Annotated in this window: 21 protein-coding genes; 8 read left to right on the top strand and 13 right to left on the bottom strand. The window is 67.4% G+C overall.

All coding sequences use genetic code 11. The features are described 5' to 3' along the window. Positions 1-89: 89 nt before the first annotated feature. The gene (locus HWX09_RS18520) at positions 90-653 is read left to right on the top strand and encodes a putative glycolipid-binding domain-containing protein (protein ID WP_027780918.1); all 564 of its coding nucleotides are present in this window, start codon (positions 90-92) and stop codon (positions 651-653) included. Here HWX09_RS18520 and HWX09_RS18515 read toward each other — a convergent pair. The 5 genes from HWX09_RS18515 to HWX09_RS18495 form a co-directional block, all read right to left on the bottom strand. Next, complete coding sequence (locus HWX09_RS18515) at positions 605-1519, bottom strand: alpha/beta fold hydrolase (RefSeq protein WP_027780917.1); 915 nt, start codon at positions 1517-1519, stop codon at positions 605-607. The genes HWX09_RS18520 and HWX09_RS18515 overlap by 49 nt on opposite strands. Positions 1520-1523: 4 nt before the next feature. Beyond that, a complete protein-coding gene (locus tag HWX09_RS18510; RefSeq protein ID WP_027780916.1) occupies positions 1524-2429 on the bottom strand; it encodes a metal-dependent hydrolase in 906 nt (301 codons plus the stop codon). After that, positions 2426-3358: an SDR family oxidoreductase gene (locus HWX09_RS18505; RefSeq protein ID WP_027780915.1), complete on the bottom strand. Its 933-nt coding sequence runs from the start codon at positions 3356-3358 to the stop codon at positions 2426-2428. The genes HWX09_RS18510 and HWX09_RS18505 overlap by 4 nt, the downstream gene beginning before the upstream one ends. A gap of 21 nt (positions 3359-3379) precedes the next feature. Next, positions 3380-4963, bottom strand: coding sequence for an NAD(P)/FAD-dependent oxidoreductase (locus tag HWX09_RS18500; protein ID WP_027780914.1), 1584 nt, complete (start codon positions 4961-4963; stop codon positions 3380-3382). 246 nt (positions 4964-5209) lie between these two features. Beyond that, positions 5210-5881, bottom strand: a complete 672-nt coding sequence (locus tag HWX09_RS18495) for a lysoplasmalogenase (protein ID WP_027780913.1) — start codon at positions 5879-5881, stop codon at positions 5210-5212. Between the two features lie 360 nt (positions 5882-6241). On the opposite strand from HWX09_RS18495, the gene speB reads away from it, so the two are divergent. Next, positions 6242-7204, top strand: coding sequence for an agmatinase (gene speB, locus HWX09_RS18490; RefSeq protein ID WP_027780912.1), 963 nt, complete (start codon positions 6242-6244; stop codon positions 7202-7204). Between the two features lie 211 nt (positions 7205-7415). Here the strand turns inward: speB and HWX09_RS18485 are convergent, their stop codons facing one another. From HWX09_RS18485 to HWX09_RS18465, 5 genes are all read right to left on the bottom strand, one after another. Next, complete coding sequence (locus HWX09_RS18485) at positions 7416-7640, bottom strand: hypothetical protein (RefSeq protein ID WP_027780911.1); 225 nt, start codon at positions 7638-7640, stop codon at positions 7416-7418. Between the two features lie 278 nt (positions 7641-7918). Further along, a complete protein-coding gene (locus tag HWX09_RS18480; RefSeq protein ID WP_027780910.1) occupies positions 7919-8122 on the bottom strand; it encodes a cold-shock protein in 204 nt (67 codons plus the stop codon). Positions 8123-8506: 384 nt separating this feature from the next. Continuing rightward, positions 8507-9346, bottom strand: a complete 840-nt coding sequence (locus HWX09_RS18475; protein WP_027780909.1) for a MerR family transcriptional regulator — start codon at positions 9344-9346, stop codon at positions 8507-8509. A 9-nt stretch (positions 9347-9355) separates the two neighbouring features. Beyond that, positions 9356-9916, bottom strand: coding sequence for a GNAT family N-acetyltransferase (locus tag HWX09_RS18470; protein ID WP_027780908.1), 561 nt, complete (start codon positions 9914-9916; stop codon positions 9356-9358). A 79-nt stretch (positions 9917-9995) separates the two neighbouring features. Beyond that, positions 9996-10868: a LysR family transcriptional regulator gene (locus tag HWX09_RS18465; RefSeq protein WP_051421351.1), complete on the bottom strand. Its 873-nt coding sequence runs from the start codon at positions 10866-10868 to the stop codon at positions 9996-9998. Between the two features lie 131 nt (positions 10869-10999). On the opposite strand from HWX09_RS18465, the gene HWX09_RS18460 reads away from it, so the two are divergent. Further along, positions 11000-11998, top strand: a complete 999-nt coding sequence (locus HWX09_RS18460; protein ID WP_027780906.1) for a quinone oxidoreductase — start codon at positions 11000-11002, stop codon at positions 11996-11998. A 58-nt stretch (positions 11999-12056) separates the two neighbouring features. Here the strand turns inward: HWX09_RS18460 and HWX09_RS18455 are convergent, their stop codons facing one another. Further along, on the bottom strand, positions 12057-13571 hold the full coding sequence (locus HWX09_RS18455; protein ID WP_027780905.1) for an MDR family MFS transporter: 1515 nt from the start codon (positions 13569-13571) through the stop codon (positions 12057-12059). A 230-nt stretch (positions 13572-13801) separates the two neighbouring features. Between HWX09_RS18455 and HWX09_RS18450 the strand changes: the two genes are divergently transcribed. Further along, entirely contained in the window at positions 13802-15361 is a 1560-nt protein-coding gene (locus HWX09_RS18450) for a methyl-accepting chemotaxis protein (RefSeq protein WP_027780904.1), read from the top strand. Between the two features lie 76 nt (positions 15362-15437). Here HWX09_RS18450 and HWX09_RS18445 read toward each other — a convergent pair whose 3' ends face one another. After that, complete coding sequence (locus tag HWX09_RS18445) at positions 15438-17105, bottom strand: ATP-binding domain-containing protein (protein ID WP_027780903.1); 1668 nt, start codon at positions 17103-17105, stop codon at positions 15438-15440. A 118-nt stretch (positions 17106-17223) separates the two neighbouring features. Then, positions 17224-18078 (bottom strand): helix-turn-helix domain-containing protein, encoded by an 855-nt coding sequence (locus tag HWX09_RS18440; RefSeq protein WP_027780902.1) that lies wholly within the window; start codon positions 18076-18078, stop codon positions 17224-17226. A gap of 486 nt (positions 18079-18564) precedes the next feature. Here HWX09_RS18440 and HWX09_RS18435 point away from each other — a divergent pair, with 486 nt between their 5' ends. The 4 genes from HWX09_RS18435 (at position 18565) to HWX09_RS18420 (ending at position 21189) form a co-directional block, all read left to right on the top strand. Continuing rightward, the gene (locus HWX09_RS18435) at positions 18565-18774 is read left to right on the top strand and encodes a hypothetical protein (RefSeq protein WP_027780901.1); all 210 of its coding nucleotides are present in this window, start codon (positions 18565-18567) and stop codon (positions 18772-18774) included. Between the two features lie 174 nt (positions 18775-18948). Further along, positions 18949-19224 (top strand): hypothetical protein, encoded by a 276-nt coding sequence (locus HWX09_RS18430; protein ID WP_027780900.1) that lies wholly within the window; start codon positions 18949-18951, stop codon positions 19222-19224. Positions 19225-19515: 291 nt separating this feature from the next. Continuing rightward, positions 19516-19770: a hypothetical protein gene (locus HWX09_RS18425; RefSeq protein WP_027780899.1), complete on the top strand. Its 255-nt coding sequence runs from the start codon at positions 19516-19518 to the stop codon at positions 19768-19770. Between the two features lie 84 nt (positions 19771-19854). Next, positions 19855-21189 carry an FAD-binding oxidoreductase gene (locus HWX09_RS18420; protein ID WP_027780898.1) on the top strand — a complete coding sequence of 445 codons (1335 nt, stop codon included), beginning with the start codon at positions 19855-19857 and terminating at the stop codon, positions 21187-21189. Positions 21190-21200 lie beyond the last annotated feature (11 nt).

Raw genomic sequence — 21200 nt, 5'->3', positions numbered from 1 at the left:
CGCACGCTGGACTCGTCGACGGTGTCATTCTCGATTGCCGGGATTTGTGCGACGATGCCCCGCAATGGCGGAAACCGGGAGGCGGAAAGATGCGTGAAGTGCGATGGGCGTCGCTCGAAGGCGACGGGGTCGAACATCTGACGTTCGACCGGAGCGGCGGCGGGATCGTCGTCGAAAGCGCGGTGGTCGGCCAGCGGTACGGTCGCGCCTACGGGCTTGCATATCGCGTCGAGTGCGATGCTCGATGGCGCGTGACTCGCGCGGTGCTCAAGGTGATGGGCGGCGGCACGCTTGAACTGCACGGCGACGGGGCTGGGCATTGGCGCGACGGTTCAGGCCGTGCACTGCCGGAACTGGACGGTTGCATCGACATCGACATCGCGGCGACGCCGTTCACGAATTCGCTGCCGATCGGCCGCCTCGGGCTCGCGCGCGGCGAGCGGCGGCCGATCGACGTCGCGTACATCTCCACGCCGGACCTGACGGTCACGCCGGTCAAGCAGGCTTATGCGTGCATCGAACCGGGCGGCCGCTATCGCTACGAAGGGATCTTCCGGAATTTCACCGCGGAGATGGACATCGACGACGACGGGCTCGTCGTCGATTACGAGACGCTGTTCAGACGCCTGCCGGCGCCGCCGACGGCGCGCTGAACCGCGGCGTTCGTCACCGCCGGCCGCTCCTGCGCGGACGCGAAGCGGTCGATCCGCGACGCGATCATGTCCGGGTGACGCAGCACGATCCAGTGCGTGCCGTCGATTTCCTCGCGAACATGTTCGCCGAGCCAGCGATCGAGGCCGACCGACATCTCGGGCGTCACGTAGCGGTCGCGCACCGGAACCAGGATCTGCACCGGCGCCTGCGCGTACCGTTCACGCGGCTTGCGGGCTCGCGCAAGGAAATTCGCGCGGTACATCTGCATCCCGTTCAGCGCGTTCTTCAGTTGCACGGGATCGCGCTCGGCACGCACGCGTTCGGTGAGCTGGAGCCAGCGCGGCCACAGCGCCGCACCGCCGAGCCGCCACACCAGCGACGGCACGAGCGGCAGGTGGAAGAACGCGATGTACCACGACTTCAGGCTCTGCTTGACGCGCATCTTCGCGCGGAACACGTGATCGAGGCACGGGCCCGAGATCGACGTGTACGACGCGATGCGGCCGCGCCACGCAGGGTCGGTCACGGCCTCCCAGCACTGGATCGAGCCCCAGTCGTGGCCGACCAGGTGGAACGGCCGGCCGCCGCAGGTCGCGTCGGCCACGGCCTTCAGGTCGCCGGCAAGCCGTTCGAGCGTGTAGTCGGCACGGCGGCGCGGCGCATCGGATGCACCGGCGCCGCGCACGTCGTATGCGATCACGCGGTAGCGTTTCGCGAGCCGCGCGCGGATCGGCGCCCACACGGCCGCCGAATCGGGATAGCCATGCACGAGGATCAGCGGCGGCGCGCGACGCGACCCGCTTATGTAGACGGCGAGTTTCACGTCGCCGGACTGCACGGTCAGCATCTCGTGAGCGCGCGCCATGGCGTCATGCCTGCGCAACCGAATGCAGCGGCACGCGGCGCGGGGCGGCTTGCGCCGCATAGCGCGCGTTGGTCGCGTCGATGTTCTCGAGCAGCGTGTCGAGCCCCTGCAAGTACTGATGGTTATCGTGATCCCACGGGTGGAAGCCCGGGCGGAAGTAGTCGAGCCATTCGCGCGCGATGCTCGGGAACACGCCGTTCTTCGGGCTGTACAGATACTTCACGAGGCGCCACATGCCGCCGAACTTGCCGTGTTCGCGACGGTGGGCGCGCATCAGCCGCACGTGGAAGTCGAACACGATGGCCCAGAAGAACACGGTCGTCGTCAGCATCGTGCCGGTGCGCAGCAGGTAGCTGCCGAGGCCCGGCTTCATCACGGTGCGCCACACGTCGTAGGACACCGCCTTGTGCTCGGTTTCCTCCATCGCGTGCCACATCCACATCTGCTGGTAGCCTTCGACCGAGCCGTCGATCCGGTGTTCGTGGCCCGACAGCAACTGGTTCGCGAGGATCGCCGTGTAATGCTCGAGCGCGATCGTGATCGCGAGCTGCATCGAGTGCGGCAGCACCTTCTTGAACCAGCCGAGGATCGTCCACAGGCGCTTGTCGAGCTTGTGCGCGGGCAGCCCGGACGCCTGCAGCAGGTCGTTGTACTCGATGTGCTCGCGCGTGTGCATCGCTTCCTGGCCGATGAAGCCGAGCACCTGCTTCTTCAGCTCGGGATCCTCGATCCGGTCGCGGTAGTTGCGCACCGAATCCATGAAGAAGCGTTCGCCGGCCGGGAACAGCAGCGACAGCGCGTTCATGAAGTGCGTGACCGGCACGCCCTGCACATGCCAGTCCTTCGCGCGTTCGGGGGGCAGCGCGAAACGGATGTCGCGCCGCACGGGCATCATGTTCGGTGTCGTCATGATTGTTCTCCCTGATTGCCTGCATTGTTGTAGGTGGCGTGCACCGGCGCCGGCACCGGCGTGCCGCGTGCGGCATGGCGACGGGCCTTCGCGGCCTCGCGGCGCGTCGCGAGCACGACGAGCGCCTGGTAGGCGGCCGGCAGGATGCGCGCCATCCAGTCCGCGCCCTTCGCGTCGCGGCCGATCAGCACGCGGCGCTTGTTCTTGCGCACGCCGGCGAGGATCGTGCGCGCGGCGTCGTCGGCGGTCGTGATGAAGAACTTCTCGAAGCTGTCCTTGCCTTGCTGTTCGCTCTCGACGATGAAGCCGACCATGTTCTTCGCGACGCGGCTCGACTGCGCGATGTTCGTGCGGATGCCGCCCGGGTGCACGCAGGTGGCCGACACGCCGCACTTCATCATGTCGAGCTCCTGACGCAGCGATTCGGTGAAGCCGCGCACCGCGTACTTGGTTGCGTTGTAGCCGCTCATGCCCGGCTGCGCGAAGATCCCGAAGATGCTCGACGTGTTGATCACGTGGCCGTCGCCCGATGCCTTCAGGTGCGGCAGGAACGCTTTCGTGCCGTGCACGACGCCCCAGAAGTTGATGTTCACGATCCACTCGAGATCGCTGTATTCCATGCCTTCGATCGTGCTCGACAGCGCGACGCCCGCATTGTTGAAGATCAGGTTGACCTTGCCGTGCTCCTTCGCGGTGTCGTCGGCCCACGCGAACATCGCGTCGCGATCGCCGACGTCGAGCACGCGCGTCGAGACACGCACGTTCGGCGCGATCGCGCGGACGATCCGTTCGGTTTCGGCAAGGCCCACGCCGTTCTTGTCGGCGAGCGACACGTGGCAGCCGGCCTGCGCGAGCTGGATCGCGAGCGCGCGGCCCATGCCCGAGCCGGCACCCGTGATCGCGGCGACCTTGTTGGCGAAATCTCTCATGTCGGTGGCTCCTTGTCTGGCTCAGGCCGCTTCGGCGGACGTGGAAGCGGAAGCGGCCGGCGCGGCGACGGGCCGCGCGGTCGTGTCGTGCCGCGGCGCGCGATACGCGTGGTAATCGGCGATCGAGAAGTGCGCGGTTGCCTGGCGGAAGCGCCACGTGAAGCCCGGCCACAGTGTCGTGTTCTTGCCGGTGCGCGGGTCGAGGTACCAGCTCTTGCAGCCGCCCGTCGACCAGATCGCCTTTTTCAGCTTGCCCTGCAGGTCGCTGTTGAACTGCGCCTCGACGAGCGGGCGTACCTCGATCGCATCCGCGCGTTCGCGGTGCATCGCCTGCAGCGCGCCGAGGATGTATTCGATCTGCGACTCGATCATGAACACCATCGAGTTGTGGCCGAGGCCCGTGTTCGGGCCGACGATCATGAAGAAGTTCGGGTAGCCCGGCAGCGTCGTGCCGAGATACGCGTGCGCGCCGTCGCGCCACGTGTCGACGATGTCGAGGCCGCCGCGGCCGATGATCGCGCCGCGCGGATACGGATCGGCCACCTGGAAGCCGGTGCCGTAGATCAGGCAGTCGACTTCATGACGCTTGCCGTCGGCCGTCACGACCGCGTCGGCTTCGATGTGATCGATGCCGGTCGTGATCACGTCGACGTTCTTGCGCGACAGTGCCGGGTAGTAGTCGTTCGAGATCAGTACGCGCTTGCAGCCGAGCGTGTAGTTCGGCGTGACCGTCTTGCGCAGCTCCGGATCGGGAATCTGCTTGCGGATGTGGCGCAGCGCGAGCTTCTGCACGTTCTTCATCAGCGACGGATGGATCGCGAAGCCGAGCACGCGCGATTCGAGCATCCAGTAGATGCCGCTGCGCACGATCTTCTGCGTGAACGGCAGCGTGCGGAACAGCCATTTCTCGAAGCCGGTCAGGTTGCGGTCGGGCTTCGGCATGATCCACGGCGGCGTGCGCTGGAACAGCGCGAGCGCCTTCACGCGCGGCGCGATCTGCGGCACGAACTGGATCGCGCTCGCGCCGGTGCCGATCACCGCGACGCGTTTGCCTTCGAGCGCGTAGTCGTGATCCCACTGCTGCGAATGGAATGCGCGGCCCTGGAAGTTTTCGACGCCGGGAATCGCCGGCAGCGCGGCGCGCGACAGCCCGCCCATTCCCGACACCAGCACGCGCGCGGACAGCCGCTTGCCGTTCGCGAACGTGAGGCGCCAGCGTTGCGCGGCTTCGTCGTACTCGGCGCGCTGCAGTTCGTGATTCATCCGCAGGTGCGGGCCGATGCCGAAGCGCTGCACGCAGTCTTCCAGATACGCGCGGATCTCCGGCTGCGGCGCGAACATGCGCGTCCAGCGCGGGTTCGGCGCGAACGAGAACGAATAGACGTGCGATTGCACGTCGCATGCACACCCGGGGTAATGATTGTCGCGCCATGTGCCGCCGACCGACGCGGCCTTTTCGAGGACGACGAAGTCGGTCACGCCCGTTTGTTTCAGGCGGATCGCCATCCCGAGACCGGCGAAGCCGGTGCCGATGATGGCGATGTCGATGGTTTCGTCCAGGCCGTCATGGCCGGGTGGACCGAAAGGCAACGTGCGAGCATTCATCCGGGTGTCTCCGATTTGGCTCATTTCTGAATGTTACATTGTTTGATGTAACGATAGAGGGTGAGCCTGGAAACCGCAAGAGGCTAGAAGCGGCGCTCTAAGGGCCGGAAGCCAGGCGGGAAAAGGCTGAGCGGGGTTTGGAACGGTTCGCTTTCCGCGATGCGGGATGACCGGAAAAGGCCGTCGACAGGGCGAGTCAGGGAAGAAGCAGGACCGCCGGCGCGCGGCGGCCTGTTTGAAACGGTATCAGGGACGGATCGAGCGGGCGGCAGTCTCATGGAAAACCCCGGCCACGATCGTGATCTGCGCGAGCGCATAGAGGCTCCAGATCCCATAGTCGATGCCCGGAAAACCGCCGAGAAATCGGCCGACGCCGATCAGCGTGTCGGAGCCGACGAAGATCAGGCTGCCGATCGCGACCAGCGGGCCGCGCGTGCGGGCGGCGAGCGCGAAGGTCGCCATCACGCACAGCACGAGCATGTAGACGGCGACCGGCGCCAGCAGCTCGCCGAGGTGCGGGAAGAACGCCGCGTAGAACGCCGGCGCGGCGATCCACAGCCCGACGAGCGCAACGACGCGCCAGCCGTGCGGCCGCGCGCGCCACCGAAAGAAAATCGCGCAATAACACAGGTGCGTGAGCAGGAACGCGCCGAGGCCGAGGACGAATGACAGCGGCCAGTCGGGCAGCGCGAGCAGCACGTCGCCGAGTACGGCGGTCGCGAGCGCCGTGCACAGCCACGCGCGTTCGCGCGGCGCGCCGCAGGTGCTGCCCGCCGCGAGCAGCAGGATGCCCATCGCGGCTTTCGCGGCGGCCTGGCCCGGATAGGGCGCGGCGGCGAGCGACAGCCCGTAGAGCAGCGCCGCGGCGATGGCGAGCGGCCAGAGCCGGCGGTAGGCGGCGGGAAGTGTGGCGATCAAGGCGGGTGTCTCCGGTTCGTTGTCGTCCGCGGCGGACGGCGCGCGGTCGACGGCGCGGCTGCCGGCCATTATCCGGAAGAACCGGTGCGCGAAAACCGGCGAATCCTTCTAGGAAACGACCGCGACGGGCTGCGATGCCGCCACCGGATTTTTCCGCGCGTTGCCCCGGTTGAACCGGGGCAACGGCTGCGAATCGGCTTGCTATGATCGCCGCGGTATTGCCGTTGTCGCTGTCGATGTCCCGCCTCGCGTCGCGACTGGATGCGCGAGCCGGTGCATGCCCGATGAATCCACGCCGTGCCCGGCCCGAATGCTCAGTCGAAGCGGGGCCGCCCGGCCATCACGAAAGCAAGCCCGACCATGACCGAACTTCTCCACGGCGACGGCGCGATCCGTCGCACGACGCCGTACGGTTCCTCGATCGAAAACACCTATGCGGGCGTGCTGTCGTTCATGCGCCGCAACTACTCGCGTGCGCTCGACGGTGTCGATGTCGCGATCTCGGGCGTGCCGCTCGATCTCGCGACGACCTATCGTTCCGGTGCGCGGCTCGGGCCGGCCGCGATTCGCGCGGCGAGCGTGCAGCTCGCGGAGCTCAATCCGTATCCATGGGGCTTCGATCCGTTCGACGATCTCGCGGCCGTCGACTACGGCGACTGCTGGTTCGACGCGCACAATCCGCTGTCGATCAAGCCGGCGATCGTCGAGCATGCGCGCACGATCCTGCGCTCGGGCGCGAAGATGCTGACGCTCGGCGGCGACCACTACATCACGTATCCGCTGCTGGTCGCGCACGCGGAGCGCTACGGCAAGCCGCTGTCGCTGATCCATTTCGACGCGCACTGCGATACGTGGGCCGACGACGATCCGGACAGCCTCAATCACGGGACGATGTTCTACAAGGCGGTGAAAGAAGGGCTGATCGATCCCGCGACGTCGGTGCAGGTCGGGATCCGCACGTGGAACGACGACTTTCTCGGAATCGAGCGGCTCGATGCCGCCTGGGTGCATGACCATGGTTCGCGGGCGGCGGTCGAGCGGATCGTCGAGATCGTCGGCATGCGGCCTGCGTATCTGACGTTCGATATCGATTGTCTCGATCCCGCATTCGCGCCGGGAACGGGGACGCCGGTGGCCGGCGGGTTGTCGTCGGCGCAGGCGCTGGCGATCGTGCGGGGGCTCGGGGCGGTGAATCTGGTCGGGGCGGATGTGGTGGAGGTGGCGCCTGCGTACGATCACGCGGACATCACGGCGATCGCGGCCGCGCATGTGGCTTGCGATCTGCTGTGCTTGTGGCGGCAGAAGAAGGTGGCGGGTCGCTGAAGTCGGGGGACGGACGTGTGAGGCAGGAGGCCGGTGGGCAGCTTGCCCGCCGGTTTTTTGATGGCCGTCTGCGCTGATATCGCCAGTACGTCGTCAACGTCCCCGCGAGAGGGCGCAGCTTGACGACGACATCGAAGGGACGATCCGGAAGTTCGAACCGACCGCACCGACCACTCATGCACGATGAGTGCCGGTACTGGGGGCGCTGCCGTCAACCGCGCGTATCGACCCAGTTGCGTGCCCAGCGCGCCGAATGCGCCAGCGCCTGCGCTTCGCTCGTGAAGTAATCGAGCGAATAGAACTGGTAGCGGCCTTCGTCGTGCTCGCTATCGGCACGTTCGAGCAGCAGATTGGAAGAAAAACGCCCGTCGGGCAGGCGATGCGCCGAGGGTTGGACGGCGTAGCCGTTGTACTGTTGAATTCGTTGGTTATGCATTTTAATTTTAATGATGATCGAGTGCGCGCGTGCCGTGCGAAATACGCACGGGTATGCCGATTCAATGCCATTGCGAGCTGAATCTGACGCAGTCGGAAAGCGAAAATAAGGCGTTGCGGCCGGAGGGGGGATGAAGTGCAACGAGACGTGTGGCGCTGGGCAAGCTGCTAACTAAACCGATGCAGCTCGAGCCGATCGCGCCAACTTTAGGAGACGAAGCTCCGTGAGGATGTCGCTGCGACCCGGCGTCCGTCGCGGGATGCCGGGCCCTTCAAACGTTACAGCGGCTGGATGTTGGCCGCTTGCAGACCCTTCGGGCCTTGCTTCGTTTCGAAGCTCACTTTTTGATTCTCAGCCAGCGTCTTGAAGCCGTCGGTGCGAATTTCGGAGAAGTGAGCGAACAGGTCGTCGCCGCCCTTGTCCGGAGTGATGAAGCCAAAGCCTTTGCTGTCGTTGAACCACTTGACGATACCGGTATCCATGAAGATTCCTTGAGAAAAATATACGAAGATTTGCTCTGTTGAAGAGCGCCTGAAGCGTCAAGGAGGGAGAGGACAACGAATACCGCTGGGAGGAGCGAGCAATTGATGAACAGCAATCGGACTTCTTGGACTTCGACGCATACATTAACCGTCGGGCGGGTTGGCGTCAACCGATAACTTGTAACTGTTTCGCGGCGCGGTTGATTACCGCGAGCGCCGCGATGCGGCGCCGTCCGGCTGGAATGACGGCCGACCGGCGCTGCCGGCCGTTCGCCGACCCATGCGAACGGCGGTTCTCCCCTGCAACGGCCGTCGGTCTTTCCGCGAATCGGATACGCACGCGTTGTAGCGACGAGCCGACGCATGCATGACGGGGCGGCGGCCCTATGCGTCGTCGCCGTCGCCTTGCGTATCGCTCGTACCGGACTGCCGCGCCGCTTCGTCGCTGAGCTTCTTGTCGAGGATCGTCGCGACCCGCCCGCCGAGATACGCGCTGGCGGCAGTTTCGAGTGCGCGGTTCGTCTCGCCTTCGACGAACACGGCCGCGAGCGGGCGCAGGCGCCAGATCGCGTCGACCAGTTCGGGCACGTCGGTGGCCGGCGGCAGCGTGCCGGCGTCGTAGCGGTCGAGCCGCTTCACGACGAGATCGACGAGCAGCCGCGCGATTGCGTCGAAATGCGGCCGCGCGAGGCTGATCACGTCGAGCAGCTCGCGCGGCGGAATCCCTTCCTTCGTCATCGCAGCCGCCGCCTCGAGCAGCGCGGGGCTTTTCGCGACGAACGACAGGCCGCGCCGTTCGAGCAGCCCGAGCTCGGTCACGCGCGACAGTTGCGTGGTCGCCTGCGGGCCGAACATCTGGGCGAGCGCGGCGAGCGAATAGGTTTTCGGCAACTCGTGCGACCAGCGGCTGCCGATCGCGTTTTCGAGGCCGAGGATCGAGCGCAGGTCGTGGCCTTCGTCGATCGCCTTGATCAGGTCCTGGATGTTCGACAGCGTGTAGCCGCGCGCGAGCAGATGGTTGATCAGCTTCAGGCGCGCGACGTGCGTGTCGTCGTAGATGCCGACGCGCCCGCGTTTCTCCGGCGGTGCGAGCAGCCCGCGATCCTGGTAGGCGCGGACGTTGCGCACGGTGGTATCGGACACGCGCGCGAGTTCGTCGACCGTGTACTCGTTGCGGGAATCCGGCGCGGCCTCGTCGGGCGTGGAATGAGTCTGTTTTGACATGCGGCCATTCTAGCGCGGGGCGGCAGGCTCGGGCGAGGCGGGGCGCGTGTTCGCGCCGTCGCCGAGCGGGCGCTGCAGCAGCGCCGTGTCGATCCAGCGGCCGTGCTTGAAACCGACCGCTTTCAGCAGGCCGGCCGGCTCGAAGCCGAACGCGCGATGCAGCGACGTCGAGCCGCCGGTGCCGCCGTCGGCGATCACCGCGATCATCTGTCGCCACGGGCCGCCTTCGCAGTGGGCGATCAGCGCCGCGAGCAACGCGCGGCCGATTCCGCGCCCACGCTGGGCATCGTCGATGTAGATCGAATCCTCGATCGTGAAGCGGTACGCGCTGCGCGTGCGGTACGGCGTCGCGTAGGCGTAGCCGGCCACGCGGCCGTCGCATTCGGCGACGAGATACGGCAAGCCGTGGCGCAGCACCGCGCCGCGGCGAGCGCGCAGTTCGGCGACGTCGGGCGGCGTTTCCTCGAACGACGCGACGCTGTGGTGAACGTGGTGCGCATAGATCGCGTGGATCGCATCGAGGTCGGCGTCGGTCGCGTCGCGCACGACGCAGGCGGGAGCGGTAGGCATGGCGGCAGGGCGAGTGAAATCAGAACGCTACCATGCCGGCGCCGCCGCGCGTGGCAAAGCCGTTTGCGGCGTCGGCGGCTTACAGCCGGCCGTCCGCCGCATGCACCGCGTCGGCGATCGCGTCGGCGACGCGCTGCACGCGCGGCGACCGGCGCACGTCCGGATGAACGACGAGCCAGATCTCGCGCTCGATGTCGCAACGCGGCGCGGCCGTCAGCTCGACGAGCGGCGCACCGGCGTGCGCGGCCGGATCGTCGACGAGAAACCGCGGCAGCAGCGCGACGCCGGCCCCGGCTGCGCACGCGCGATGCTGCGCGGCCAGGTCGTTGGCGATGAACGCAAAACGGCGCCCGGCCGCGAAGCGTTCGAGCCATTGCTGCTGCGGCGTTTGCGCGAGCGCATCGTCGTAGCCGACGAATGGCCAGGTGTCGGGCGGCGCGTCGGCCCATTCCGGCGCCGCGCACAGCGCGAAGCGCATCGTGCCGAGCCGGCGCGCGGCGAGGCCCGGTTCGGTCGGCCGCGACAGCCGCACCGCGAGATCGGCTTCGCGCGCGTACAGGTTCGCCGCATGCATCTCGCCCATCAGGTCGATCCGCAGCGCCGGCCATGCGCGCTGCGCGCGGGCCAGGCGCGGCGCGAGGAAATGGCTGGCGAATACCGGCGACGCCGATACGCGCACCGCGCCGTCGAGCGCGGCCGCGCCTTGCGCCGCGCGCGCGAACGCATGCGCGTCGGCTTCGAGGCGCGCGGCGTGCTCGGCGAGGTGCAGCCCTTCGTCGGTCGGCGGCCAGCCGCGCGGCAGCCGGTCGAACAGCCGGATCCCGAGCGCCGACTCCAGTGCGTCGATGCGCCGCGCGACCGTCGAATGCTGGACCTGCAGCGCCCGCGCTGCCGCCGACAGGCTGCCGCCGCGCATCACCGCCAGGAAGTAGCGGATGTCATCCCAGCTCATCGGCAGCGTGGGCCCGGCGACAGCATTCTGATCGGTCGAATTTTGCACAGTAGGTGGGCGTTCAGCGTGAATTCCGATCGATTATGCACGATGCGATGATCGTGTCACTTCATTCGATAGCGAGGAACGTCATGACCCAAACCGCCAACGCCATCCGGATCGGGATCGACCGTTACGGCGACGCCAGCGTGCTGCGCCGCGTCGATGCGCCCGTCGCGCCGCCCGGCGCCGGCGAAGTACGGATTCGCCAGACCGCGATCGGCGTGAATTTCGTCGACATCTATTTCAGGACGGGCGCGCACGCGTTGCCCGCGCTGCCGGCGGCACTCGGTGTCGAGGCGGCCGGCGTGATCGACGCGGTCGGGCCGGGCGTGACGGATCTCGTGCCCGGTCAGCGCGTCGCGTATGGCGGCATGCCGACCGGCAGCTATGCGAGTCTGCGCACGATGCCGGCCGAACGCGTGCTGCCGATTCCCGACGGGCTGAGCGACGAAGCCGCCGCCGCGGGACTGCTGAAGGGGATTACCGTCTACATGCTGCTGCATCGCGTCCGGCAGGTCGGCGCCGGCGATACGGTGCTCGTGCATGCGGCGGCCGGCGGCGTCGGGCTGCTGGCGACGCAGTGGGCGCGCGCGCTCGGCGCGCGGGTGATCGGCACGGTCGGATCGGCCGCGAAAGCCGCGCTGGTGCGCGCGCACGGCGCGGAAGCGGTGGTCGATTATCGCGAGGAGGATTTCGTCGCGGCCGCGCGTGCATTCGGCGGCGGGGCGGGCGTCGATTACGCGATCGACGGAATCGGCGGCGACGTGCTGACCCGCACGCTCGGGGCGGTTCGTCCGTTCGGGATGGTCGCGAGCATCGGGCAGGTGGCCGCGATCGGCACGCGGCAGACGATCGATCTCGACGAGCTGGGCCCGGCCCGTTCGATCGCGCTTGCGCGGCCGAGCGTGCTCGGTTTCATCGCACGCGACGTCGGCGCGTATCGGGACGCCGCGCGTGCGACGCTCGACCGGCTGGCGGGCGGAATGCACGTCGAGATCGGCGCGCGGCTGCCGCTCGAACAGGCGGCCGATGCACACCGGTTGCTGGAGTCGCGCGCGACGACGGGCGGTGTCGTGCTGCTGGCGTGACGGCGGGCGCGGGCGGCTCGCGAGGCGGCTCGACGGTCGCTCGGCGAGCCGCGGGCGCTCAGTTGTGCTTGCGCAGCGGTGCGTCCTCGACGAACCACGCGAGCACGAACGCGATTGCGATCACCGTCGCGGCCGACAGATACACGACGTGCAGCGAGCCGGCGAACGCGTGCAGGTACGCGTCGCGCACGGCATCCGGCAACTGGTGCACGGCGAGCGGGCCGAGCGCGGCTGGCAGCTCGGTGCCGGCCGGCAGCGCGTCCATCATCCGCGATTGCAACCCGTGCGAAAACAGCGCGCCGAATGCGGCGACGCCGAGCGAGCCGCCGATCGAGCGGAACAGCGTCGCGCCCGACGTCGCCACACCCATGTGCCGGAATTCGACCGTGTTCTGCACGGCGAGCGTCAGCACGGGCATCACCATCCCGAGCCCGATCCCGAGCAACGCCATGTACGCGTACATCGTGTGCAGCGGCGTATCGAGCGTCAGCGTCGACAGCAGCGCCATCGCGACGCCGCCCATCAGCGTCCCCGCGATCGGGAACGGCCGGTACGAGCCGAACCGCGAGATCAGCCGCCCGCTGACGATCGACGTCACGAGCATCCCGCCCATCATCGGCAGCAACTGCATGCCGGCCTGCGACGGCGTCGAACCCTTCACGACCTGCAGGTAGAGCGGGATGAACGTGACCGAGCCGAACAGCGCGATGCCGACCACGAAGCCGATCAGGCTGACCAGCACGAAGGTGCGATGACGGAACAGCTCGAGCGGCATGATCGGCTCGGCCGCGACGCGCTCCTCATAAATGAAGCCGCCGATCGCGACGAGACCGAGCACGAGCGTCATCCACAGCTGGGGCGACGTCCACGGCAGCAGCGAGCCGCCTTCGCTCGTGAACAGGATCACGCAGGTGAGGGCGGTCGCGAGGAACGCGGCGCCCATGTAGTCGATCCGGTGCTTCACGTGCGCGGTGTGCGGCCGGAACGCCATGCCGATCACCGCGAGCGCGAGCAGGCCGAGCGGCAGGTTGATCGTGAAGATCCAGCGCCAGGAAAGATGCTCGACCAGGAAGCCGCCGAGCAGCGGGCCAACGATCGTCGCGAGGCCATAGACGCCGCCGAACATCCCCTGGTAGCGCGCCCGGCGATCGGGCGGGACCAGATCGCCGATCGCGGCCATCGTGACGACCATCAGGCCGCCGCCGCCGAGCCCCTGCAGCGCGCGCAGCACGATCAGTTGCGTCATGTCCTGCGCGATGCCGCACAGGGCGGAGCCGGCGAGGAACAGCACGATCGCGACCTGCAGCACGATCTTGCGGCCGTACAGGTCGCCGAGCTTGCCGTACAGCGGCAGCACCACGGTGGACGACAGCAGGTACGCGGTGACGACCCACGACAACTGGTCGAGCCCGCCAAGTTCGCCGACGATCGTCGGCAGTGCGGTCGACACGATCGTCTGGTCGAGCGCGGACAGCAGCATGACGAGCAGCAGCGCGGCGACGATCAGCCCGGTCGGCGCGTCGCGGCGGGCCGCGTCGGCGGCCGGCGGAGTGAAGAAAGTGTCGGTTGTCATCGAGATATCTGCCATGGCAGGGAATTGAATCGAAATATAGCCATGAATGATTGACTAGTCAATTTCTGCCCAGCCTCGATATGTTGCAGTCGTAACCGGAGATTGCCGCCTCAGGAATTGACCCCGATCAACTGCAAAGCAGGGACGGACTCAAGTTTTTTGCAGGCAAACCGTAATACAGCATGCCGCGGACCGATTGCCGCGGCACTTTTCATCGCTCACGTGCCGTCATGAACCTGAACGCCCTGTTTTCCCGTTTCTCGATCCGTACGCGGATTTTCTCCACGCTCGGCCTCGTCGCCGTGCTGCTCGTCGTGTCGGGCCTGATCGGCCTCGCGGGCATGCAGAGTTCGAACCGCGCGCTCGACGAGGCCTATACGCGGCAACTCGCCGCAAAGACCGCGCTGTCCGCGGCGAGCCTGAACCTGACGATCGTGCGTACGACGCTCGATCGTGCGCTGCTGCATCCGGAAGCGCCGGACGTACCCGATCTCGTGAAGAAGGCCGAGGGCTATCTCGCAAAGGCCGACACGGCGTGGCGCAACTACGCGGCGATGCCGCACGGCGATGACGAAGGTCCGCTCGCGAGCCGCCTCGATGCCGCGCGCCAGGCGCTGATCGGGCAGGCGCTGAAGCCGCTGATCGACGCGATTCGCGAAGGGCGGCGCGACGAAGCCGACCGGTTGCTGATGACGGTCGCACCGCCGCTGTCGGTCGCGCTCACGCAGGCGACCGACGTGCTCGATGCGTACCAGGCCGCGCGCGGCAAGGACGTGTACGACACCGCGCAGACCTATTACGGCTGGATGCGCATGGGCGCGATCGCGGGCATCGCATTTGGTCTGGCCGCGTGCCTCGGTTGCGCGATCGGCCTGCATTTCGCGATCACGCAACCGGTGAATCGCCTGCTGTCGCATTTTCGCCGCCTGTCGGACGGCGATCTCACGTCGGAAGTGCGCTGGTCGTCGCGCGACGAGATGGCCGAACTGGTCAAGGGCGTGACCGGCATGCAGCGCAGCCTCGCCGATACGGTGCGCCAGGTGAGCCAGGGCTCGGAAGCGATCTCGACGGCGACGCACCAGATCGCGGCCGGCAACACCGACCTGTCGCAGCGCACCGAGGAACAGGCGTCGGCGCTGCAGGAGACGGCCGCGAGCATGGAGCAATTGACGGCGACCGTGAAGCAGAACGCCGACCACGCGCTCGAGGCGCAGGCCTGCGCGGACAGCGCGGGCGAGATCGCGACGCGCGGCGCGACGGTCGTCGGCGAGGTGATCGGCACGATGAACGAGATCGACCGGAGCTCGCAGAAAGTCGCCGACATCATCGGCACGATCGAGGGGATCGCGTTCCAGACCAACATCCTCGCGTTGAATGCGGCGGTCGAAGCCGCGCGCGCGGGCGAGCAGGGCCGCGGCTTCGCGGTGGTCGCGGGCGAGGTGCGCACGCTTGCGCAACGCTCGGCATCCGCGGCGAAGGAAATCCGCACGCTGATCGGCGAATCGGTCGAACGCGTCGCGACCGGCTCGCGGCTCGTCGGCATGGCCGGCACGACGATGCAGGACATCCAGCAGGCGATCGGGCGCGTGACGGGCATCATGACGGAGATCGCGGCCGCATCGAGCGAGCAGCGCGACGGGATCGAGCAGGTGAACCGCGCGGTGTCGCAGATGGATCAGGTGTCGCAGCAGAACGCGGCGCTGGTCGAGCAGGCGGCCGCGGCGGCCGCGTCGCTCGAGGAACAGGCGGATGGGCTGCGTCGCGCGGTGGGCGCGTTTCGGGTGGCTTGACGGACGGTGGCCGGCGGCGGGGCGGGCGCTCGCCTGCAGTCGTTGCGCGCCGCGCAACGGCCGTTCGCCCGCCGCGTCAACCCGCCGCGAGTTGCGCGGCCGCCCGTGACGACGCGACGATCAGCAGCTTCATCGTCGCGCGCGTCGCGCCGACGAACAGCTTGCGCGCGGCACGCGCGTCGAGCGTGTCGAAGTCGACTTCGGTCAGGATCACGCACGGCGCCGATTGGCCCTTGAAGCGGTAGATCGAATCGAGCAGCACGTCGCCTTCGCGATACTCGGGGTTGCCGAACAGGTCGTACTTGCCGGTGAAGCGTTTGATCCGGTGCGGGCCGAGCTGGTCGAGCGGCGCCAGCACCGAGCCTTCGCGGCCGCGGTACGACAGCACCGCGATGTCCTGCTTGCGGAAGCCGAGCGACAGCGCATGCGTGATCGCACGTTTGGTCGCGTCGATGCAGGCTTGCGCCAAGGCGTCGTCCGACGCGCCATCTTCGCCGTATGCCGACACCGACGGATCGGAGCCGTCGAACGGGCTGCCCGAGCGCAGTTCGGCCGCGAGCGGCTCGGCCCGGCCGACGACGTCGCGCACGAATTCGAGCAGGTCGCGCGGGCTGCGGTAATTCGTGAGCGCCTTCAGCGTGACCCAGCCGGGCAGCGCGACGGGTTCGCGCATGTACAGGTTCTGCAGCGGATCTTCCAGCCACCACCATGCGCCGTCCGGCGCGAGCAAGCGCTCCAGCGCGGCCGCCCACGGCGCGTGGAAATCCTGCCCTTCGTCGACGACCAGCACGTCGAAGCGCCAGCGTTCGGGAATCGGCGTTTGCGCGAAGCGCGCCTCGAGCCGCTCGAATTCGCCGGGCACCTGGAAGTCGGGCGTATAGCCGCCGTCGCGCGCGACCCAGTCGCACAGCTGGTGGTAGTTCGCGATCTTCGCGCCGGGCGGCGCGATGCGCGCGATGTAGTCGGCGAGCGGCCGGTTGAAGCATACGTAGAGCACACGCTGGCCGGCCGCGACGGCATCGCGCATCACCTGCACCGCGAGCTGCGTCTTGCCCGAACCCGCGGTGCCGGTGACGCGCAGCCGGAACGGCGTGAACTCGAGCTGGCGCGCCCATGCGGCGAGCCCGCCCGACAGCCGGGTGACGAGCGTGCCGGCCTGTCCGACGAGCGCGCTCGTGTCGGGCGTGAGCGCGAGTTCGTCCGCGAGGAAATGGTGGAGCTTTGGCGCGTTCGGAAAGGGCTCGTCGTCCTCGGGCAGGATCTGCAGGATCACTTGCGCGAGCTGCGCCTTGCGCGACGCATCGACGATGCGCTCGGGCGCGACGCCGGCGATCGACGCGTCGCGGATCGAATAGTCGGGGCAGTACAGCAGCGCCTCGACGCCGTAGACGCCCGCGCCGAGCGCGGCCGTCAGGCGCCGATGCAGCGTCTCCTGCGTGCGCGCGAGCTGGATCGGGACATTGCGCTCCTTCTGCAGGTAGACCTTCACGAGCCCTTTCGGGGTTTCGCGCAGGAAGCCGGCCTTCTGCTCGATCAGCAGCACGCGGCCGGCCGGACTGACGACGACGAACGCGGCTTCGCCGAACACCGAGAACGCCTGGTCGGCACGCGTCCAGTGGACGCCGTGATACACGGTGTAGCCGTCGGGCAGCGCGTGTTCGAGCGCGGCGAGCGTTTCGCGCTCGCGTTCGGCCGCGCCGGTCGCGGCGAGGCTTTTCCAGTCGTCGGGGATGAGGCGGGCCATGGAGTCGGGCGGCGGATGCCGGCGTGCGCGTGAACGGGTGCGGCTATTGTACTGAGGAACCGGTCCATGGCCGCGGCGCGTGCGTTGGCCGTTCGACGGGCGCCCGGCCCGTCGGACGTCAGCCGCGCGCGAGGCGCTTCGCGAGATCGGCGCTGAGGATCGCCATGCGCGCGGGTTTTTCGTAGCACACCACGTCGAACGCGCGGATCACTTCGCTGATGTCGGCTTCGCTCGCGCGGCCGGTGAGCAGGTCGCCCGTCAACACGAAAATCGGCGCGCCCGGGTTGTCGGACGTGCGCACGGCCTTGATCGCGGTCGCGGCCGTCCCGTCGTCGAACAGCCATTCGGTCAGGACCGCGTCGAAGGCCTGGCCCTGCAGCGCGTCGACGAAGGCCGCGAGCCCGTCGAACGCGGCCGTCGCGAAACCCTGCCGTTCGAGATAGCGGCACAGCTCGGTCGCGCTGACGCGATCGGGGTCGATCACCGCGACGACGAGCTTGTCGCTCTCCGCGCGGCGCGGATAGATCTCGATCTTGTGCACGTCGTACGCGTTCTGGTACAGCACGCCGGTATGGCGCAGCACGCGCCAGCGGCCGTTCTGTTCGTACGCGACGAACTCGGGGCGCGCACCGGCTTCGAGCGGCGCGCCGATCCATGCGGTACACGGAATCTCGGCGACGCCCGCATACAGGACGGCTTCCTGCGAATAGGCGCCGACCATGCCGGGGTCGAGCGTTTGCGCGCCGAACAGCTGGGCGGCGGGTTCGCCGTACGCTTCGGCGACTTTCTTGATCTGCGCGAGCGTCCAGGGGCTGCTGCCGCGCAGTTTGCGGTGGCCTTGCGAGAAACTCAGATCGAGGATGCGGCACAGCTCGGTGGTCTGCTGGCGCTTGCCGATGCCGTTGCGGGTCATTAGCTCGCGCACGCGCTCGGCAACCGCGAGGGAATCCGTGGTGATTGCTTCAGTGGTCATGCTACGGGGACGGATCGTGACGTTCAGAACGACGCCTTGCGGCAGTCTCGGCGGACAGTCTTCATGACGTCCAATGGCGAGCCGACCGGCCACGCACGGAAAAGATAACTTTACCGCAAAATGGTCGTCATTCAGTGTGGTGAAAGGTGCGTTTGTGTGAAAGGTGTGTCATGAAGTTACGCCCGGCCTGCCGCGGCGCGTATGCGCGACGGTGCGTTCGACACCTTCCGTCTGCATTTCGATGGGCGCGGATGCGATTCCATACGAGACGGCAAGTAATCGCCGCATGATGCACCAACGCGGGGCGTGTACTCGCTCGGCCCGACGTATTCAACTCATTTTTACAGGATATCGCGCAGCGGACGGTCGAGGCCCTTGCCGGACGATCGATCGATAGTTTCCTCTAGTGAAACCGACTTGGATACATTTTCCAGGCCTCCGCACCCGCATGCTACGATTTTGCCGTCTCAAAAAAGTGTTGAACCGATGCAGAAGAAATTCTTGATGCGCGGATACGAAATGAACTGCGAGCCGCGCGTGACGGAGGCCGGCAAATACGCCGCGCAGGTCGAGGTCACGAAAGTGGGTTTCAGCCGTGAGGCTGCGTTCCGCAAGCTGGGTGAATTCGAGACCGAAGCCGAAGCGGTCGCATACGCGAGACAGTTCTCCGAAGAATGGCTGAGCCGCTATGCATAGCGCGGCGCATGCCCGTGCCCGCGCTATGCGGGCATCGGGTCGGCCGGCGGTGCGGCGCCCCGAACGACGGGAAATTGCTGCCTGAATATTGCGAATGTGTCCGGAAATTTGTAGATTGACGACTCCTGTTGTGAGGTATCGACCGTCCGAAGGCGACGCAATCGGAGACTGCGAATGTCCACTTTGTGCATGCAGACCGTCGTTCACGGCAAAACTGTCCAGATCGTGCTGTCGCCCGAGCAGCGTACGGCCAGGATCGACATCATCGACGACGAAGGCGGCAGCTATCCGCCCCGCACGATGAGCATCGAGCGGTACGTCAACGCGGGCATGGCCGACGACGAAATCGCGCGGCATGTTCTCGAAGTCGTCACGATGTCGATCGAGCAGCTTGCGAGGCTGCAGCCGTTCGATCGCGCGGCAGGCACGCAAACGCGCTATTCGCACTGAGGGCGCCGGCGTAGCGGCGGCCTCCCGCGCAGACCGCGAAGTCCTGGGCCGAAGGGCCGCGTGGTTTATCGAGCGCTCGACATGTCGCCGTCGACGCCGTCGAGCCGGCACGCATCGAGTGCGCGTTCGCGCTACGTCGGCATATACATGAACGGCTCGCCGTCGTCTCGCTCGACGGACGACAGCCGCCGAAGCTGACCCAGCGCGAACGGCTCCGGCATCGATCGGGCATCGTCCGCCATTACATTTGCAGTCCTGATCGATAAAAATCCGGTTGGGCGAGGGTGCATCGTGTCGGGCATCGCCCCCGTCGACGCAGCAGTTCGCGTTACGCTCGGCGACCTCGCATTGTCGAATGGAATTTCCGCGACCGCGTTGGATGTCGGCGAGCCGGCATCGGCCGACAATTCCACCGCTGCCGGTATCGACGCGCAAGCGACGGCAACCGTCGGTACAACATGCGGCCGCGGCGCCGTGGCATCGTCAGGCCGCGCCACCGCGGTCGGCGTCGATGCGATGACGGACCCCGAAGGGATGGCCGAATGACGGTTTTCTGAAATTTATCGCTTCATGTGACGACGTTGCCGCGATAAGCTTTGCCGGTCATGCATCGACACCCGACAAAAAACAATGACCACCACCTATCCGCTGCACGACGCATTGAGCCACGCCGATACGGCGTTTCCGCTTGACGCCGACGTCGTCATCGCCGGCGCCGGCATCATGGGCTGCGCGGCCGCTTACTACCTCGGCCTGCGCGGCCTGAAAGCCGTCGTGCTCGACAAGTCGCGCATCGCCGGCCAGCAATCGACGCGCGCGTGGGGCTTCGTGCGACAGCAGGGGCGCGAATCGGCCGAAGTGCCGCTGATGATGGCCGGCATGCGAATCTGGGAAGGCCTGGAGCAGGCGCTCGGCTTCGATCTCGAATGGCGGCAGGGCGGCTGCCTCTACATGGCGGACAACGAAGACGACTGGGCGTCGTTCCAGGCGTGGCTCGCCGTCGCGCGCGAGCACGGGCTCGACACGCGCACGCTGACGCGCGCACAGATCGACGAGCGCGTGAGCGGGCTGTCGGCGCACGCGCGTACCCTCGGCGGCTTGTATACGGCAACCGACGGGCAGGCCGAGCCGCGTCGCGTGGCCGCCGCATTCGCGGCGCGCGCGACCGAGGCCGGTGCGCGTTTCTTCGAAGGATGCGGTGTGACCGCGATCGAGACGGCCGGCGGCGCGGTCGTCGGCGTCGCGACCGAACGCGGCACGATCCGCACGCGTCGCGTGATCTGCGCGGCCGGCGCGACCAGTTTCCGGCTGCTCGACGGCGTCGGCATCCGGCTGCCGCAGCAGGCCGTGCGCGGTACCTGCATGCGTACCAACGTGGTCCCGCCGGTGTCCGCTGCTACGGTGTGGGGCCATGGTCTCGGCATTCGGCAGCGCAAGAACGGCGCGATCAATCTCGCCGACGACATGCAGGTCGACGTCGATATGACGCTCGGCCATCTGCGCGGATTGAGCCTCTTCTGGCCGGAATTCTGGTCGCAGCGCGACAAGTTCCGGCTGCACCTCAATGCGTCCGCATGGCGCGACGTGCTCGCACGCATCAACGGCGCGACCGGGCCGATCGAGCCGCGCGATCCGCAGCCTCAGCCGAATCGCGCGCATGCGCCGCGCGCGCTCGCGAAGCTCAAGGCGATCTTTCCCGCGCTGAAGGATGCGCAGATCGTCGAGGCATGGGCCGGCCTGATCGACGTGTTGCCCGACGGCATTCCGGTGATCGATGCGCCCGGCACGCCGGCGGGCCTCGCGATCGCGACGGGGTTCTGCGGGCACGGTTTCGCGATGGGGCCGATCGTCGGCCGGCTGCTCGCCGAATGGATCGACACGGGAGCGCCGTCGCTCGACCTGTCGGCGTTTCGCGCGCGGCGTTTCGTCGACGGGACGATGGTGCGGCCGCGCAGCATGCTGTGACTGGCCGGGCG

It is taken from the genome of Burkholderia sp. BCC1208 (genome assembly GCF_902833095.1).
In the GTDB taxonomy this organism is placed as follows: Bacteria; Pseudomonadota; Gammaproteobacteria; order Burkholderiales; family Burkholderiaceae; genus Burkholderia.
This window is presented reverse-complemented; position numbering and strand designations above follow the sequence as displayed.

Excerpts from the sequence above, each read along its gene's own strand:
- HWX09_RS18520 (WP_027780918.1), top strand. The coding sequence starts at position 90 with ATGCGTGAAGTGCGATGGGCGTCGCTCGAAGGCGACGGGGTCGAACAT.
- HWX09_RS18515 (WP_027780917.1), bottom strand. The coding sequence starts at position 1,519 with ATGGCGCGCGCTCACGAGATGCTGACCGTGCAGTCCGGCGACGTGAAA.
- HWX09_RS18510 (WP_027780916.1), bottom strand. The coding sequence starts at position 2,429 with ATGACGACACCGAACATGATGCCCGTGCGGCGCGACATCCGTTTCGCG.
- HWX09_RS18505 (WP_027780915.1), bottom strand. The coding sequence starts at position 3,358 with ATGAGAGATTTCGCCAACAAGGTCGCCGCGATCACGGGTGCCGGCTCG.
- HWX09_RS18500 (WP_027780914.1), bottom strand. The coding sequence starts at position 4,963 with ATGAATGCTCGCACGTTGCCTTTCGGTCCACCCGGCCATGACGGCCTG.
- speB (WP_027780912.1), top strand. The coding sequence starts at position 6,242 with ATGACCGAACTTCTCCACGGCGACGGCGCGATCCGTCGCACGACGCCG.
- HWX09_RS18485 (WP_027780911.1), bottom strand. The coding sequence starts at position 7,640 with ATGCATAACCAACGAATTCAACAGTACAACGGCTACGCCGTCCAACCC.
- HWX09_RS18480 (WP_027780910.1), bottom strand. The coding sequence starts at position 8,122 with ATGGATACCGGTATCGTCAAGTGGTTCAACGACAGCAAAGGCTTTGGC.
- HWX09_RS18475 (WP_027780909.1), bottom strand. The coding sequence starts at position 9,346 with ATGTCAAAACAGACTCATTCCACGCCCGACGAGGCCGCGCCGGATTCC.
- HWX09_RS18470 (WP_027780908.1), bottom strand. The coding sequence starts at position 9,916 with ATGCCTACCGCTCCCGCCTGCGTCGTGCGCGACGCGACCGACGCCGAC.
- HWX09_RS18465 (WP_051421351.1), bottom strand. The coding sequence starts at position 10,868 with ATGAGCTGGGATGACATCCGCTACTTCCTGGCGGTGATGCGCGGCGGC.
- HWX09_RS18460 (WP_027780906.1), top strand. The coding sequence starts at position 11,000 with ATGACCCAAACCGCCAACGCCATCCGGATCGGGATCGACCGTTACGGC.
- HWX09_RS18455 (WP_027780905.1), bottom strand. The coding sequence starts at position 13,571 with ATGACAACCGACACTTTCTTCACTCCGCCGGCCGCCGACGCGGCCCGC.
- HWX09_RS18450 (WP_027780904.1), top strand. The coding sequence starts at position 13,802 with ATGAACCTGAACGCCCTGTTTTCCCGTTTCTCGATCCGTACGCGGATT.
- HWX09_RS18445 (WP_027780903.1), bottom strand. The coding sequence starts at position 17,105 with ATGGCCCGCCTCATCCCCGACGACTGGAAAAGCCTCGCCGCGACCGGC.
- HWX09_RS18440 (WP_027780902.1), bottom strand. The coding sequence starts at position 18,078 with ATGACCACTGAAGCAATCACCACGGATTCCCTCGCGGTTGCCGAGCGC.
- HWX09_RS18435 (WP_027780901.1), top strand. The coding sequence starts at position 18,565 with ATGCAGAAGAAATTCTTGATGCGCGGATACGAAATGAACTGCGAGCCG.
- HWX09_RS18430 (WP_027780900.1), top strand. The coding sequence starts at position 18,949 with ATGTCCACTTTGTGCATGCAGACCGTCGTTCACGGCAAAACTGTCCAG.
- HWX09_RS18420 (WP_027780898.1), top strand. The coding sequence starts at position 19,855 with ATGACCACCACCTATCCGCTGCACGACGCATTGAGCCACGCCGATACG.